The sequence below is a fragment of the Mitsuaria sp. PDC51 genome, from assembly GCF_900113225.1.
In the GTDB taxonomy this organism is placed as follows: Bacteria; Pseudomonadota; Gammaproteobacteria; order Burkholderiales; family Burkholderiaceae_C; genus Roseateles.
The window spans coordinates 332296-347844 of the sequence record NZ_FOZE01000002.1; the positions used below are offsets into that span (position 1 = coordinate 332296).

Genomic DNA, 15549 nt, shown 5'->3' on the forward strand with positions numbered 1-15549 from the left:
TCCACCGCGGCCGGCGGCCACAGACAAACGATCCGCGACAGCGATCAGGGAGAACGACATGACGGTCTCGACGCATGCCCTCGACGAACCCAGCTGGCCCTGGTCGCTGCCCTTCTGGGTGGCCCATCGGGGGGCCGGCAAGCTGGCGCCCGAGAACACGCTGGCCGCGTTCCGGGAAGGCGCGCGGCATGGTTATCGCGCCTTCGAGTGCGACGTGAAGCTGAGCGCCGACGACGTGCCCTTCCTGCTGCACGACGCGACGCTGGACCGCACGACGACCGCGCGCGGCCGCGCCGCCGACCGCAACTGGAGCGAACTGTCGCGCTTGGACGCCGGACGCTGGCACAGCCGCGCCTTCGCCGGCGAGCCGCCCGCCAGCCTGGAGAGCATCGCAGCCTTCGTGCGCCGCAACCAGCATGCGCTGAACATCGAGATCAAGCCCACGCCCGGCGACGAGTTCCGCACCGGCGAGATCGTCGGCCGGGAGGTTCTGCGGCTGTGGGAGGAGACGGCGCCGGTGTCGGTGCTGTTCAGCAGCTTCCAGCCGGAAGCGCTGCGCGGCGCCCGCGAATCGGCGCCGCAGGTGCCGCGCGGGCTGCTGCTCGACAAGCTCGACGGCGACGGCTGGCTGCAGCTGGCCCAGTCGCTGGGCTGCCGCGCGGTGATCACGCATTACGCGCTGATGGACCAGGCGCTGGTCACGCGGCTGCGCGAGGCCGAGATGAAGGCGCTGGTCTACACCGTCAACGATGCCGCGGCCGCGCAATGGCTGATCGCCAACGGCGTGGACGGCATCATCACCGACGCGGTGGACCGCTTCAGCCCGACCGCCTGACGGTCCGCGAAGTCGCCACGGCGCCAGGTCGCCAGGACAGTGCCGGTCAGCGTGCCGGCTGGCGCAGGTCGGCGAGGTCCGTCATGCCGTAGACGCAGCTGTCGCAGGGCTGGCCCTCGACGTCGAGCGCGTCGCGCCGCAGCACGCCTTCGAGCGTGAAGCCGCAGCGCTCGGCCACCGCGCGGCTGGCCGCGTTGCGCGAGTCGGTGCGGATCTCCAGGCGGCGCGCCCGCAGTTGCTCGAAGCCCAGGCGCACCAGCGCGGCCACGACCTCGACCACCAGCCCCCGCCCCGTGTGCGAGGGCACGATCCAGTAGCCCAGCTCGAAGCGGCGCACCTGCCAGTCCGGCGAATGCAGTCCCGCCCCGCCGATCAGGCGCCCGGGCCGCCCGTCGGCGCCGCGTTCGTGCAGGTAGTAGCCCAGGTGCTCGCGTTGCAGGAACTGCGCCTGCATGCGCCGCGCGACGCCCTCCGACTGCTCGACGGTGGGCGTCTCGTGCGCCCACGGCATCCAGGGCTTCAGATGCTCCTGGGCCTCGAGCACCGCGCGGTTCAGCGCGGGGCCGAGCCCGGCGCGCGACGACAGCAGCACGAGCCGGGCGGTGTCGATCCGCTCGGGGACCTCGACCAGGAGCGGATCGGGGGCGGTTTGAACGCGCATGGGGACCTCAGTTGCCGTTGGCGGGTTGTAGCTGCGCGGTGCCCGTGGTCGGGGCCGGCGTCACGCCGGGCATGGCCTCGGCGCCCAGCGGCGGATCCTCGCCCTCGACCTTGGGCAGCACCTTCACCAGGCGGATCGCCTGGACCTGCCAGGCCAGCACCGCCAGCAGCAACGCACCGACGCCCGCGAAGGCCAGCGCGGCGCGCAGGCTGACATGCTCGCCGAGCCAGCCGCCGATCAGCGCGCCGGGACCGGCGGGGATCAGGATCAGCCAGCGCATGGTGCTGGTCATCCGGCCAAGCAGCGGGGCGGGCGTCACCGCCTGTCTCAGCGACAGGAAGTTGATGAAGATGAGCACCGCGCCGACGCCGAACATGAACAGCGTGAAGGCGAAGGCCGCGACGCCGACCGCGTTGGCCGGCGCGACGCACAGCGCCGCCCAGCCGATGCCGCACATCGCGAAGCCGCCGATCAGGCTGGGGCCGGGGCCGAAGCGCGCGCTGATGCGGTGGCCCAGCGCGCTCGCCAGCACCGTGCCCGCGCCCAGCGCGATGTAGGACAGGCCCACGCTCTGCGCCGACAGTCCCAGCACCCGCGTCGCGAAGAGGATCTGCACCACCTGCGCGGCCTGGTTGAACATCTGCCAGCCGCCCACCGCGCAGGCCAGCGCGACCAGCATGCGCTTGCCGCGCACGAACGCGACGCCGGCCTTCAGGTCGCGCCAGAAGTCGGCGCCGTCCAGGCGATGCAGCGTCTCGGTGACCTTCACCCCGCGCAGGATGAGCGCGGACGCCACCAGCAGCAGCGCATCCACCGCCAGCGCCAGCGGCGCACCGACGAGCTTGATCAGCGCCCCCGCGACGCCGGGGCCCGCGACCTCGGCGCCGGACGAGGCCAGCGCGTTCTTCGCATGCGCCTCGACGAGGCGGTCGCGGCTCACCACCTGCGTCAGCACGATCTGCGAGGCGCTGCCCGCGATCGTGTAGACCGTGCCGAGCAGGAAACCGACGAAGTACAGCCACGGCATGCCCAGCCAGCCCATCCAGTGGGCCACCGGCACGCTGCCCACGGCGACGGCCAGCGTGAGCTCGCCCACGATGTAGACCGGCAGCTTGCGCACCCGGTCCAGCCAGACGCCGGCCGGCAGCGAGAACAGCACGAAGGGCACCAGCTCCATCGCGGTCAGCACGCCCATCTGCGTGGGCGAGGCATGCAGCAGCACCGCCGCGGTCAGCGGCAGCGCCAGCAGCGTGATCTGCCCGCCCAGCGAGCTGATCAGGATCGACGTCCACAGACGCCGGTAGACGAGGTTGCGCAGCAGATCGCCGGCGGGCAGGCGCAGGAGATCGAGGAAGCGGTCGAGCAGACGGTCGACCCACGTGGATGCCTTGATCGGCAGCATGTTGACACTCCGGATGCGGTCCGCGCGGGGCGTCGTGCGCCGGGCGCGGATCGGGCGAGCGGGACGCGGTGGGCGTCGCCGTCGCGAAAAGCCAGGGACCTGGGAACCGGCCGTGGCAGGCCGGCGGGCGTCGTCCAGACGCCTACGGTCGTCGCGCCCAGCCGGATGGCCCAAGCGCGCGCACCGACGCCCGGGCGTCGTGTTTGGTGCGGTCCAGCAGCTTGGTCATGGGGTCGGCTCCGATCGGGGATCGTGGCGTGAGAGCTTCCGGGGAGGAAGAAGGCGCCGATGCTATCAGCGCCCTTGCGGCTGCCACAAGTGAGGAAAGACAGGGGAACCCGGGCGCCGGCGGCCAGCCCGGGAGTCGCCGTTCACCAGCCCGCGGCGGCGCCGTCGCGGCGCGGGTCGCTCGCGGCGACGTAGCCCTCCACCGCCGGATCGCCCAGGCGCCAGATGAACTGCCCGGCGCCGAAGTCCTGGTAGCTGTCGTGGATGTCGCCGATCTGGTGGCCGAGCGCGCGCAGGCCGTCGATGGTCTGCGGCGCCATCGAGGGCTCGACGTTGATCGACAGGCCTTCGTTGAAGCGCCAGCGCGGCGCGTCGCAGGCGGCCTGCGGATGCTGGCGGTAGTCGAGCATCCGCACCAGCGTCTGCAGGTGGCCCTGCGGCTGCATGTTGCCGCCCATCACGCCGTAGCTCATCTGCGGCTGGCCGTCCTTCATCAGGAAGGCCGGGATGATGGTGTGGAACGGCCGCTTGCCCGGCGCGACGACGTTGGCATGTCCGGCCTCGCGGGTGAAGCCGTGGCCGCGGTTCTGCAGCGACAGCCCGTAGCCCGGCACCACGACGCCTGAGCCGAAACCCATGTAGTTGCTCTGGATGAAGCTGACCATCATGCCGCTCTCGTCCGCGGCGGTCAGGTAGATGGTGCCGCCCTTGACCGGATTGCCGGCCTGGAAGTCCTGCGCGCGCTTCATGTCGATGAGCTTGGCGCGGCTGGCCAGGTAGCCCGGATCCAGCAGCTCGGCGACCTGGACCTTCATCGTGCGCGGATCGCCGACATGGCGGTAGACATCGGCGAAGGCCAGCTTCATCGCCTCGATCTGCAGGTGCTGCGACGCGGTCGAGTCCACCGGCAAGGCGCCGATGTCGAACTGCTTCAGGATGCCCAGCGCGATCAGCGCCGCGATGCCCTGCCCGTTGGGCGGGATCTCATGCAGCGTGTGGCCGGCGTAGTCCATCGAGATGGTGTCGACCCACTGCGGCGCGTAGGCCGCGAAGTCCGCGGCGGTGATCGCCCCGCCGGTCTCGCGCGCGAAGGCGGCGGTGGCCTCGGCGACCTCGCCCCGGTAGAAGGCCTCGCCCTTGGTCGCGGCGATCAGGCGCAGCGTGCGCGCCGCGCCGGGGAAGCGGAACAGCTCGCCCACCTCGGGCGCCCGTCCGCGCGGCAGGAAGGCCTCGGCGAAGCCGGGCTGCGCGACCAGGTCCGCCACTTCGGAAGCCATGCGCCACTTGCTTTGCACGATCACCGGCACGGCATAGCCGCGCTCGGCGATCTCGATGGCCGGCGCCATCAGGTCGGAGAAGGGCAACTTGCCGTAGCGCTCACTCAGCGCGACCCAGCCGGCCACCGCACCGGGCACGGTCACCGCATCCCAGCCGCGGCGCGGCATCGCGTTGCCGACGCCGTGCTTGCGGTCGAAGTAGTCGGGGGTCCAGGCCTGCGGCGCGATGCCGGAGGCGTTCAGTCCCTGCAGCGACCGGCCGTCCCACACGATGGCGAAGGCGTCGGACCCGAGCCCGTTGCTGCAAGGCTCGACGAGCGTCATGCAGGCGGCCGTGGCGATGGCCGCGTCGACCGCGTTGCCGCCCTGGCCCAGGATGCGCAGTCCCGCCTGCGCGGCCAGCGGGTGGGAGGTCGACACGACGTTGCGCGCGAAGACCGGGCTGCGCTGGCTCGGGTAGCCGCGGGTCCAGTCGAAGGCATGGGCGGGGGCGGTCATGGGATGTCTCCTGTAGGGGTGCGGGGCATCTTGCCCGATGGCCGTCGCCGCCGACAGCGCGCAAGACCTGGCGCGTGAAGGACCCGTGCGGATTGCGTAACCCATTGCAAAGCTGCGAACCCATGTCAACACACACACATGCGGCGTCGTTGTTCGCTCACCTTGTTCAACCTGCTGGAGTAAACCAGATGCAAGCCTTCAAGACCGTCAAGACCCTGGCCCTGATTCCCGCCCTGCTGATCGCCGGCGCCGCGATGGCCCAAGGCACCACCACCCCGGCCGCGCCCGCGACCCAGGCCGCTCCGGCCGCGACGACCGCCCCGGCCTCCGATGCCAAGGCCGAGCACAAGACCGCCAAGCACCACAAGGCCGCCGGCGAGAAGGCCACCGGCGAGAAGGCGACGCACAAGACCCACAAGAAGGCCGAGAAGCCCGCTGAAGGCGCTTCCGCCGCCAAGTAAGCGGTGATGGCGTGAGGACGTCGCTGGCGACGTCCTCGGCGATTCCAAAAAAAGAAACCGCAGCACCGGGTGACCGGTCTGCGGTTTTGCTTTGTCCGGCGCCTGGCCGGAAGCGGCCTGGAGGCCGCGTGCCGACGTTGGATCAGGCCGCGGCCATCTGGGCGATCGGGATGACGCGGGCGCTGCTCGCGCAGGTCACGCCGTGCGCGGCGGCGCAGGCGCGCCGGGCTTCATCGAAGATCTCGCGGGCGCAGTCGTGGCAGCTGCCGCAGGCCGACGCCACCTGGGTCTCGTCCTGGAGCACCTCGAAGTTGTGCACGCCATCGGCCACGGTGCGGCGGATGTCGCGGTCGGAAACTCGGTGGCAGAGGCAGACGATCATGGCGGCGAAACAGGAATGAACCTGGAATGGCCGCGATACTAACGCAAACGCGAATTCCTCTCAATTAGGTCACAGAGCCCCTGCGCGGCGTCCGGCCAATGTCGGTGAACTGCGACACGGCGCCTCCACCACCCCGCCTTGCGCCGACGCGCGGACGAAAAAAAGCCCCGGCAAGCGGGGCTTCGGGGTCCCTGGCGACGGCTGGGCCCCAGGATGGGCGTGGCTGGCGTTCAGCTGGCGTCGCCCATCTGGCTTTGCAGCCAGTTCTGCTCGCCGACCTGGGCGATGAGCTCGATCTGGGTTTCCAGATGATCGATGTGCTCCTCCGTGTCGGACAGGATCTCCTCGAGGACCTCGCGCGACACGTAGTCGCGCACGGACTCGCAATAGGCGATGGCTTCCTTCAGCAGCGGATGGCTGCCCATCTCGATCTTCAGGTCGCAATGCTGGACCTCGACGGCGTTCTCGCCGATGTACAGCTTGCCCAGGTCCTGCAGGTTCGGCAGGCCTTCCAGCATCAGGATGCGATCCATCAGCTTGTCGGCGTGCTTCATCTCCTCGATGGACTCGGCGTACTCGTGCTTGGCCAGCTTCTCGAAGCCCCAGCTCTTGAGCATCCGGTAATGCAGGAAGTACTGGTTGATCGCGGTGAGTTCGTTCTTCAGCTGCGCGTTCAAGTACTCGATGACCTTGGCATCGCCCTTCATGTTCTTCTCCTGGAAATCGTACGGAATGGCGCGCATTGTCCTCATCCCTACGACGAATGGGGACAAGACCCGCCCCGTCCGCTCTGCATGCGAAGTATTCGCAGCACGTTCCTCGCTCCGGCGAGTCGCCATCGATCAAGAAAAAAGCCATCGCCGCGATTCTCGGTTGCTATTGCGAATGGTTCTCATTAAGATGCTTCGCATGAATGCCCATCACCACTCCCACATCGAAGCCCTGCAAGCCGTTGCGCTGGATGGCGCCCGGGTCGCCGCAGGTTCGCCGCGTGAAGCGGCTCCGCTGGTCCAGCGCCGGCGCATCAGCAGCCAGGCGCTGATGGGCAATGACCGCGAGGTCGAGATCGAGCACGCCGGCCAGCTCTACCGCCTGCGCGTGACGTCGCTGGGCAAGCTGATCCTGACCAAGTGACCCGCTGAGCGGCGGCCGGCCGAGGACCGCCCCGCCGCTCACGTCCCGTTCCGTTCCCCTGCCCCGAACCGGCCGTCCGAGAGGACCGCCCGCACCAGCCCGCGCCGCGCCAGCCCGTGCGAGATCCAAGAACTACAAGGATTTCGACACCATGCACCTGCGCCCGACGCCCGTCGCGCTCGCCCTGTCGTTGGCATTTCCGCTGGCTTTCCCGCCGGCTTTCGCCCAGACGCCGGCTTCCACGAACCCGCCGACCGCCGAGTCCCCCCAGCCGCTCGGCGAGCTGACCGTCTCCGCGACCCGCACCGAACGCTCGATCGACGCGGTGCCCAACACGGTCACGGTGAAGAACCGCAAGCAGCTCGAGCGCCGCGATGCGCGCGACCTCAAGGACCTGCTGTCCGACGAAGTCGATCTCGACGTCAAGGCGACGGCGCCGCGCTTCACCGCCGCCGGCGCATCCACCGGACGGCCGGGCAACGAGGGCCTGAACATCCGCGGCCTGGAGGGCAACCGGGTGCTGATGATGGTCGACGGCATCCGGCTGCCGCAGGGCTACGCGTTCGGCGCGTTCGCGAGCGGCCGGGCCGACTTCGTCGACCTGAACAGCCTGTCGAGCGTCGAGGTGCTGCGCGGCCCGACCTCGACCTCCTACGGCAGCGACGGCCTGGCCGGCGCGCTGAGCCTGCGCACGCTGTCGCCGGAGGACCTGCTGGTGAATGGCAAGACCTTCGCCGGCTTCGCGCGCCTGGGCGCGGCGAGCGTCGACAACTCCCGGCAGGCGAGCGCCGCGGTCGCCTTCGGCAGCGGCGACTGGAGCAGCCTGGTGCAGGCCACCGTCCGCCGCGGTCACGAGACGAAGAACGAAGGCGACAACGACGCGCGCAACGCCAACCGGACCCGGCCCAACCCGGCCGACGTCGACAGCAACAGCGTGATGGCCAAGGTCGGTTATCGCGTCAACGCGAACCACCGGCTGAGCGGCACGCTGGAACATCGCGAGCGCAAGGTCGACACCGAGGTGCTCAGCGCCATCACCGCGCCGCCGGCCAGCGGCACGCTGCCGGCCACGGCGGTGCTGGGCCTCACCGCGCGCGACCGGTCGGAGCGCACCCGCGCCTCGATCGAACACCGCTACGAGGACCTCAACGCGACCTGGCTGCAGCAGGCGACCACCCACCTGTACGTGCAGGACAGCGAGACGCGGCAGTTCTCGTTCGAAGACCGCAACGGCGCCGCCGACCGCACCCGGCTGGGCACCTACAAGGAGCGCCTGGTCGGCCTGAGCGCGCAGGCGCAGACGCAGCTCGCCAGCCAGCGGCTGAGCTACGGCGTCGACGTGAGCCGCAACACGATCGAGGGCGTGCGCGACGGCACCGTGCCGCCCGCGGGCGAGACCTTCCCCAGCAAGCCCTTCCCCGACACGACCTACACGCTGGCCGGCGCCTTCGTGCAGGACGAGATCGAGGCGGGCGACTTCAGCGTCATTCCGGCGCTGCGCCTGGAGCATTACAAGCTCAAGCCGAAGTCGGCCGGCTACAGCGGCAACGCGGCCCCGCTCAGCGACCACGCGGTGACGCCGCGCGTCGGCGTGATCTGGCGCGCGCTGCCGGCGTTGCAGCCGTACGTGCAGTGGGCGCAGGGCTTCCGGGCGCCGGCGCCGGACCAGGTCAACAGCGGATTCGAAAACCCGTTGCAGGGCTACCGCTCCATCGCCAATCCCGGCCTGAAGGCCGAGCACTCGACCAGCTGGGAGCTCGGCCTGCGCGGGCGCTTCGAGCAGGTCCTGCGCTGGCAGCTGAGCGCCTACGACAACCGCTACCGCGACTTCATCTCGCAGGAGCAGGTCAGCGGCTCGCTGACGCCGGCCGACCCGGCGATCTTCCAGTACGTCAACCTCGCGCGGGCGCGCATCAAGGGCGTCGAGGCGCGCGCGGTCTGGGACCTGCGCCCGGGGCTGAGCCTCAACGCCGCCGTGGCGAAGTCGCGCGGCCACAGCGACTTCAATGGCGAGCGACGCCCGCTCAACAGCGTCCAGCCGCTGCGCGGCCAACTCGGCGTGCGCTACGAATCGGGCCCGTGGACGGCCAACGCCAGTTGGGTCCACAGCTCGGGCAAGAAGCCGTCCGACATCTACGTGGCGCCGCGCACCACCCAGTACGCGCCGTCGAAGTACGACGTCGTCGACGCGGGCGGCAGCTACCGCCTCTCGCCGACCTGGACGCTGGCCGCCTACGTGACCAACCTTTTCGACAAGAAGTACTGGCGCTGGAGCGACGTCCAGGGCGCGGCCGGCAACGCGGCCGGCCTGGCCGTCGTCGACGCCTTCACCGCCCCGGGCCGCGCCGTGCAGGTGTCGCTGCGCGCCGATTTCTGATCAGGAGCTCTTCCCATGCATGCCAGCTTCACCGCACTGCGCCAGGCCTTCGCCACGGCGCGCCATGAGCGCAAAGCCCGCCACCGCGACATCGCCAGCGCCCTGAGCATTTCCGAAGGCGAGCTGCTCGCGGCCCACGCCGGCTCGTTCGCCGAGGACGAGTCCCCGCTGCGCGCGCGCCGGCTGCGCGCCGACTGGCAGGACCTCGTCGCCGCGCTCGAGCCGCTGGGCCCCGTCATGGCGCTGACCCGCAACGAGTCCTGCGTGCACGAGAAGGTCGGCGTCTATCGCGAGGTCAGCGCGCAGGGGCCGCAGCGCCTGGTCGGCCTGGTGCTGGGCGGCGCGATCGACCTGCGCGTCTTCTACAGCCACTGGCGCCACGGCTTCGCGGTGGCGGAGCGCCTGTCCGACGGCGCGGTGCAACGCAGCCTGCAGTTCTTCGACGCGGCGGGGCAGGCGATCCACAAGGTCTTCATGAAGCCCGAGAGCGACCTGGCCGCCTACGAGGCGCTCGTCGCGCGCTTCCTGGCCGAGGATCAACAGCCCGGCTTCGAGCCCGGCGAGGCCTGGCGGGAACCGACGCCGACGCCCGATGCCCGCGTCGACGTCGCCGCCTTCCGCGCGGAATGGGCCTCGCTGCGCGACACCCACGATTTCTTCGGCCTGCTCCGGCGCCACGGCCTGAGCCGCACGCAGGCGCTGCGCCTGGCGGAGCCGCGCTTCGCCCAGCCGGTGGCGCCGTCCAGCGCGCAGGAGCTGCTCAGCCGCGCGGCGCAGGAAGGCGTCTCGCTCATGGTCTTCGTCGGCAATCCCGGGATGATCCAGATCCACAGCGGCCCGGTGAACAAGGTCGCGATGATGGGACCGTGGATCAACGTGCTGGACCCGGGCTTCAACCTGCACCTGCGCGAGGACCACATCGCCGCGGCCTGGCTGGTGCGCAAGCCGACGGTGGACGGTCTGGTGTGCTCGCTGGAGCTGTTCGATGCCGAGGGCCGCACCATCGCGATGCTGTTCGGCGAACGCAAGCCGGGACAGGCCGAGCGCTGCGACTGGCGCAATCTCCTGGAGAGCCTGGTCGAGGGCGCGCCGGAGGCGGTGCCATGCTGAGCCGCCGCGACCTGCTCTCGTTGGCGCCGGCCGCGGCGCTGCTGACGATCAGCGGTCCGGCGCTGGCCGCGCCGCGGCGCGTCATCAGCGTCGGCGGCGCGCTGACCGAGCTGATCTACGCGCTGGGCGCGCAGGCCGAGCTCGTCGGCGTCGACAGCACCTCGCTGTATCCGGCGGCGGCGACGAAGCTGCCCAATGTCGGCTATGCGCGCACGCTCGCGGCCGAGGGGCTGCTGTCGCTGGCCCCGACGATGATCGTCGCGACCGAGGAGGCCGGCCCTCCCGCGGTGCTGCGCCAGCTGGAGGCGGCCCAGGTGCCGCTGCACGTGCTGCGCGCGGAGCACCGCTTCGACGGCGTGCTCGATCGCACCCGGCGCCTGGGCGACTTGCTGGGTCGCCCGCAACAGGCGGCGGCGCTGTCCCAGCAGCTGCAGACCGAGTGGACGGCCAGCCGCGCGCAGGTCACCCGGCTCGCCGCCGGACACCGCCCGCCGCGCGTGCTCTTCGTGCTGTCGAACGCGGCCAACCAGGCGCGCATCGCCGGCGCCGCGACGGCGGCGGACGCCATGATCGGCTACGCCGGCGCGGTCAACGCGCTGGGCGACACGCAGGGCTACAAGATGCTCTCGCCCGAGGCGGCCATCGCGGCAGCGCCGGACGTGATCCTGGCGACCACGCAAGGCGTGGAGGCCAGCGGTGGTGTCGACGGGCTGCTGAAGCTGCCTGGACTGGCACAGACCCCGGCGGGCCAGCATCGACGCGTCCTCGTCCTCGAGACGATGGCGCTGCTCGGCTTCGGACCGCGCGCGCCTCAGGCGCTGGCGGCCTTGGCGCGGGGCCTGCATGCGCCGGCGGGCACGGGCCAGCCGGCGTGAACGTCGATCGACGGACGACGCGATGAGCACCGTCGGATCCGCCCTGCCGTCGCCGGTCGCCGTGGCGCCGGTCCGCCGCGCCTGGTCGCGACCGGTGCTGCTCGCGCTCACGCTGGTGCTGGCGGTCCTCGCGGCGGTGCAGTTCGGCGCGGTGCCGATCTCGGCCGCCGACTGGCTGAACGGTCCCTGGAGCGACGCGCCCAAGACCGGTGGCGCGCACGTGCTGTGGCAGCTGCGACTGCCGCGCCTGGGCCTGACCCTGGCGGTCGGCGCGGCGCTCGGCCTGGCCGGCGCGCTGAGCCAGGCGCTGTTCCGCAATCCGATGGCCGAGCCCAGCCTGCTCGGCGTTACGAGCGGCGCGGCGGCGGCGGTCGCCCTGACGCTCACCGTCTTCGCCGGCCTGCACGCCGCGCTGCCGGCCGAGGTGCGCCTGTGGTTGCTGCCGCTGGTGGGCTTCTGCGGCGCGCTGGCGGTGTGCTTCGCGCTGGACCGGCTGTCGCGCTGGCTGGCGCCCGGGTCGATCGCGGCGTTGCTGTTGTGCGGGCTGGCGCTTCAGGCGATGACCTTCGCGATCGTCGGCCTGTGCAGCTTCATCGCCAACGACGAGCAGCTGCGCGCGATCAACTTCTGGACGCTGGGATCGCTGGCCGGCGCGAACTGGATCATGGCCGCCGTGATGGGCGGAGCGCTGTTGGTGCTGGGGGCGCTCGCGCTGCGTATCGCCCCGCGGCTGAACGCCCTTGCGCTCGGCGAGGCGGCGGCCGCGCATGTGGGCATCGACGTCGAGCGGCTGCGCTGGCAATGCATCGGCATGGTCGCGCTGCTGTCGGCGCTCGCGGTGGCCTGGTGCGGGAGCATCGGTTTCATCGGCCTGATGGCGCCTCATCTGGCGCGTCAGCTCGTCGGTGCGGACCAGCGCCGGGTGCTGCCCAACGCCATGCTGGCCGGCGCCTTGCTGCTGGTGGTCGCGGACAGCTTCGCGCGCACGCTCGCGGTGCCGGCGGAGATCCCGGTGGGCGTGTTCAGCGCGCTCATCGGCGCACCGTGGTTCCTGGTCCTGCTGCGCGGCGCGGTGCGTCGCATGGGGAGCGCGTGATGGCCTCGCTGCTGACTTTGCAGGACGTGCGCGTGACGCTCGGCGGCACGGCGATCGGGCCGGTGACGGTGCGCGTCGAGCCCGGCGAGCGCATCGCGATCCTCGGTCCGAGCGGCGCCGGCAAGTCGACGCTGCTGCGCCTGATCGCGCGGGAACTGCGTCCCTCGGCCGGCCTGCTGCATTTCGAGGGACGGCCGCTGGCCACGTGGTCACCGACCGACCTTGCGCGACGCCGCGCGGTGCTACCGCAGCAGCATGGCGTCGCCTTCGGGCTACCGGTGGAGCTGGTCGTCGCCCTGGGCCGCGTGGCACGTCAGGGCGATGGCCAGCAGGACCGGATCGTGCGCGAGGCCCTGACGCACGCCCAGGCCGAGCACCTGCACGGCCGCCGCTTCGACACCTTGTCCGGCGGCGAGCAGGCGCGCGTGCAGCTGGCGCGCGTCTTCGCGCAGGCCTGGGATGCGCGCGACGGGCTGCTGCTCGTCGACGAGCCGGTCGCCGCGCTCGACCCCGGCCTGAGCGTCTCGCTGATGGCCGCGATGTCCGACTTCGCCGCGGCGCGCGGCCATGCGCTGGTCGCGGTGCTGCACGACCTCAACCTGGCGCTGAACCATTTCGACCGGCTCTGGCTGCTGAAAGCGGGCCGGATGCTGGCCGACTGCGACGCGCTGCCGTCGACGCTGCCGCTGCTCGAGCAGCTCTACGACACGCAGCTGCGCCTGCTGGCCGACGACCATGGGCTCGCGATCCTGCCGCTGCTGGGCCACCTGACGGGAGCGCGCGCGTGACCGCGCCCGCACTGCGCCTGCACGGACTCGCGCCGCGCTGGAGCGGCTGGGCGATGACCGCTGCGGTCCACGCGGCGATGCTGCTCGCGCTCGCCAGCGCCTTCGCACCGCAGCGCTCCGCGCCGGTCTCGATGGCGCCGACGGGCATCAGCGCGCGGCTGCTGCCGTTCACCACGACGTCCGCCGCCGCCGCGATGGCGCCATCGGCGACCACGATGTCGCCGATCGCCTTGCCGCGCTCCGCGCTCGATGCAGCGCCGGTTCCCGACCTGCCGCCGCCCCTCGTCGAGATCGCCGCGACTCCCCCGCTCTCTCCGCCAGCCTCATCGCACTTGGACACCCCTGTGGCCAGCGGCGTGACCAACACCGGCGCCAGCAGCGCCACCAGCACGGCCACCGCCCCTGCCGCTGGCGCCACGGTCGCTGTCGACACGAACGCCATGCCCGCGCGCCAAGCCGCGGCGGCGACAACGACCACGGCCGTGGCGCCGCTGCCCGCCGTGGTGCAGCCACCCTCACCGACTGCCACCGACCTCCCCGCCACGCTGCCCGCCGATCACCGCTTGTGCAGCGAGCGCCAGACGGCCCGCCACTACCCAGCACTGCTGCGCGATCGCGGCATCCAGGGCCTGGTCCGACTGCGCGTGAAGGTCGATCCCGAGGGGCGCGCGGCCGAGGTCGTCATCGCTGGCGGCAGCGGCTGGCGCCTGCTCGACGAAGCGGCGCGTCGCGTCGCCGAGTCCTGCCCGTACACCCCGGCCCGCCGCGGCGACCAACGCCTGGCGAGCTGGATCGAATACCCGGTGCGCTTCGCGCTCCAGGCCGCCCCCTTGCAGTAAGGAGTCCTCGCCATGTGCGACAAGTCCACTTCCCCTTCGTTGTTGAGCCTGCTGGCCCGCGCCGACGCCGGCCTCGGCGGGGCGCCGGGCGACGCCCCGTTGCCGATGGCGACCCGCAGCCCGGTGACTGGCGCCGGCGTCTTCATGCAGGAAGGCGAGGCCGTGCCCGCCGCGGTGGCGGGGCTTCCGCTCGCGCAGGCGCTGGCACGCGGCGAGGCTCCCGCGTCGACCGCGGCGCCGAATGCCGAGGACACGCCGGTGCCGCGCGGCTCGCGCCGTCGACGCCTGTGGGAACTGCCGTCGCAGGCCCTGTGCCCGGTGATCGGCGTGTGCCTGCCGATGCCGGTGCTGCGCCGCAAGCTGGGCAAGCTGCTCGGCGGTCAGGCCCTGAGCAACGACTACGAGATGCACTGCGGCGCGATCAACGAGTGCGCGCGGCGCGGGCCGGTGTCGGAGATGCTTCAGAAGGAGCTGGACCAGCGCTTCGCGATCGCGCTGCGGCAGTCGTCGCAGCACAAGACCGCGGAGGCGCTGACGCGCTGGTGGCATGCCGCGCAGCAGGGCAACGACGTCGGCGGCGCGCTGTGGGGTGCGCTGACGCATGCGCGCTGCGACGCCGCGCTGCAGGAGCAGATCCTGCGCGACATCCACATGCTCCAGCACCAGGTCGGCGCCGCGAATCGCGCGGACCTGCAGCGGCTCGACGAACTGCAGGACGAGCACGCGGTCCTCACGCGCGAGCTGGCGCAGGCCCAGTCCCGCAGCACGCGCCTGCTGGCCGAGCGGGCACGCGAGCTCGAAGCCTCGCAGGCCGAATGCCTGCGCCTGCGCGGCGAGCTGATGGCGCGCGACACCCTGGCAGCGGGGCTGCGCGAGGAGCTGCAGCAGCTCGAGGACAGCATCCCGGGACTGCGGCATCGGCACGAACAGGCCAAGCATCTGCAGACGCAGCAGGAGCGCATCCATCAGCTGGAGCGAGCGCTGCTGACCGCCCGCCAGCAGGCCGAGCGCGAACAACGGCGCGCGGACGAGCTGCAGCAGGCGCTCGCGCTGGCGGAGCGGCAGTTCCAGCCACCGATCCGGGAAGCGCACGACGTCACGACGTCGACGCTGCCGTCGCTGGATGAGCGCTCGGTGCTGTGCGTCGGCGGCCGGCCGGCAGTGGTGCCGATCTACCGCCAGTTGATCGAGCGCACCGGCGGCCGTTTCCTGCATCACGACGGCGGGGAGGAGGACGCGGTGTCCAAGCTCGACGCGAGCCTGGCGGCCGCGGACCTGGTGATCTGCCAGACCGGTTGCATCAGCCACGACGCGTACTGGCGCGTGAAGGACCATTGCAAGCGGCACAACAAGCAATGCGTCTTCGTGGACAAGCCGAGCGCGAGCGGTCTGCGCCGAGCGCTCGGCTCACTGGGTCAGGCTGACGCCGCGGAAGCGACGGTCACTCAGTCGGGTCCTCAAGACTGAGTCCAGCCTGAGCCATGTAGCCGCCCGACGGCCCGCTGCCCCAACCTCCCGCCAGCGCTCCGCGGCAGGATGAATCAGCCCACTTCGCAATAGGCGCCTCGCCTTCGCTGCCGCCCGGC

15 protein-coding genes are annotated in these 15549 nt (G+C 71.5%); 10 read left to right on the forward strand and 5 right to left on the reverse strand.

Translation table 11 applies throughout. The annotated features are described in order from the left end of the window. Positions 1–58 precede the first annotated feature (58 nt). Positions 59–835: a glycerophosphodiester phosphodiesterase gene (gene ugpQ / locus BM393_RS12880; RefSeq protein ID WP_091726308.1), complete on the forward strand. Its 777-nt coding sequence runs from the start codon at positions 59–61 to the stop codon at positions 833–835. A gap of 46 nt (positions 836–881) precedes the next feature. Here ugpQ and BM393_RS12885 read toward each other — a convergent pair whose 3' ends face one another. The 3 genes from BM393_RS12885 to BM393_RS12895 form a co-directional block, all read right to left on the reverse strand. After that, positions 882–1496, reverse strand: a complete 615-nt coding sequence (locus tag BM393_RS12885) for a GNAT family N-acetyltransferase (protein ID WP_091726312.1) — start codon at positions 1494–1496, stop codon at positions 882–884. Between the two features lie 7 nt (positions 1497–1503). After that, positions 1504–2898 carry an MFS transporter gene (locus tag BM393_RS12890; protein WP_091726318.1) on the reverse strand — a complete coding sequence of 465 codons (1395 nt, stop codon included), beginning with the start codon at positions 2896–2898 and terminating at the stop codon, positions 1504–1506. 371 nt (positions 2899–3269) lie between these two features. Further along, positions 3270–4901: a gamma-glutamyltransferase family protein gene (locus BM393_RS12895; protein ID WP_091726322.1), complete on the reverse strand. Its 1632-nt coding sequence runs from the start codon at positions 4899–4901 to the stop codon at positions 3270–3272. Positions 4902–5089: 188 nt separating this feature from the next. Between BM393_RS12895 and BM393_RS12900 the strand changes: the two genes are divergently transcribed. Beyond that, positions 5090–5362, forward strand: coding sequence for a hypothetical protein (locus BM393_RS12900; protein ID WP_091726326.1), 273 nt, complete (start codon positions 5090–5092; stop codon positions 5360–5362). Positions 5363–5504: 142 nt separating this feature from the next. On the opposite strand, the gene BM393_RS12905 is transcribed toward BM393_RS12900, so the two are convergent. Both BM393_RS12905 and bfr read right to left on the reverse strand, forming a co-directional pair. After that, the gene (locus BM393_RS12905; RefSeq protein WP_091726330.1) at positions 5505–5744 is read right to left on the reverse strand and encodes a bacterioferritin-associated ferredoxin; all 240 of its coding nucleotides are present in this window, start codon (positions 5742–5744) and stop codon (positions 5505–5507) included. Positions 5745–5974: 230 nt separating this feature from the next. Then, positions 5975–6451, reverse strand: coding sequence for a bacterioferritin (gene bfr / locus BM393_RS12910; protein WP_067068504.1), 477 nt, complete (start codon positions 6449–6451; stop codon positions 5975–5977). 202 nt (positions 6452–6653) lie between these two features. On the opposite strand from bfr, the gene hemP reads away from it, so the two are divergent. The 8 genes from hemP (at position 6654) to BM393_RS12950 (ending at position 15430) form a co-directional block, all read left to right on the forward strand. Next, positions 6654–6878, forward strand: coding sequence for a hemin uptake protein HemP (gene hemP, locus BM393_RS12915; RefSeq protein WP_091726334.1), 225 nt, complete (start codon positions 6654–6656; stop codon positions 6876–6878). 151 nt (positions 6879–7029) lie between these two features. Further along, complete coding sequence (locus BM393_RS12920; RefSeq protein WP_091726337.1) at positions 7030–9255, forward strand: TonB-dependent hemoglobin/transferrin/lactoferrin family receptor; 2226 nt, start codon at positions 7030–7032, stop codon at positions 9253–9255. A gap of 15 nt (positions 9256–9270) precedes the next feature. Then, complete coding sequence (locus BM393_RS12925; protein WP_091726343.1) at positions 9271–10365, forward strand: hemin-degrading factor; 1095 nt, start codon at positions 9271–9273, stop codon at positions 10363–10365. Then, a complete protein-coding gene (locus BM393_RS12930) occupies positions 10359–11240 on the forward strand; it encodes a hemin ABC transporter substrate-binding protein (RefSeq protein ID WP_091726348.1) in 882 nt (293 codons plus the stop codon). The genes BM393_RS12925 and BM393_RS12930 overlap by 7 nt, the downstream gene beginning before the upstream one ends. Positions 11241–11262: 22 nt before the next feature. Next, positions 11263–12336: an iron ABC transporter permease gene (locus tag BM393_RS12935; protein WP_091726353.1), complete on the forward strand. Its 1074-nt coding sequence runs from the start codon at positions 11263–11265 to the stop codon at positions 12334–12336. Then, positions 12336–13124: an ATP-binding cassette domain-containing protein gene (locus BM393_RS12940; protein ID WP_091726358.1), complete on the forward strand. Its 789-nt coding sequence runs from the start codon at positions 12336–12338 to the stop codon at positions 13122–13124. The genes BM393_RS12935 and BM393_RS12940 overlap by 1 nt, the downstream gene beginning before the upstream one ends. Beyond that, positions 13121–13963 (forward strand): energy transducer TonB, encoded by an 843-nt coding sequence (locus tag BM393_RS12945; RefSeq protein ID WP_091726363.1) that lies wholly within the window; start codon positions 13121–13123, stop codon positions 13961–13963. Before BM393_RS12940 ends, BM393_RS12945 begins: the two co-directional genes overlap by 4 nt. A gap of 12 nt (positions 13964–13975) precedes the next feature. Beyond that, positions 13976–15430, forward strand: coding sequence for a DUF2325 domain-containing protein (locus BM393_RS12950; RefSeq protein ID WP_254783438.1), 1455 nt, complete (start codon positions 13976–13978; stop codon positions 15428–15430). The last annotated feature ends 119 nt before the right edge of the window (positions 15431–15549 follow it).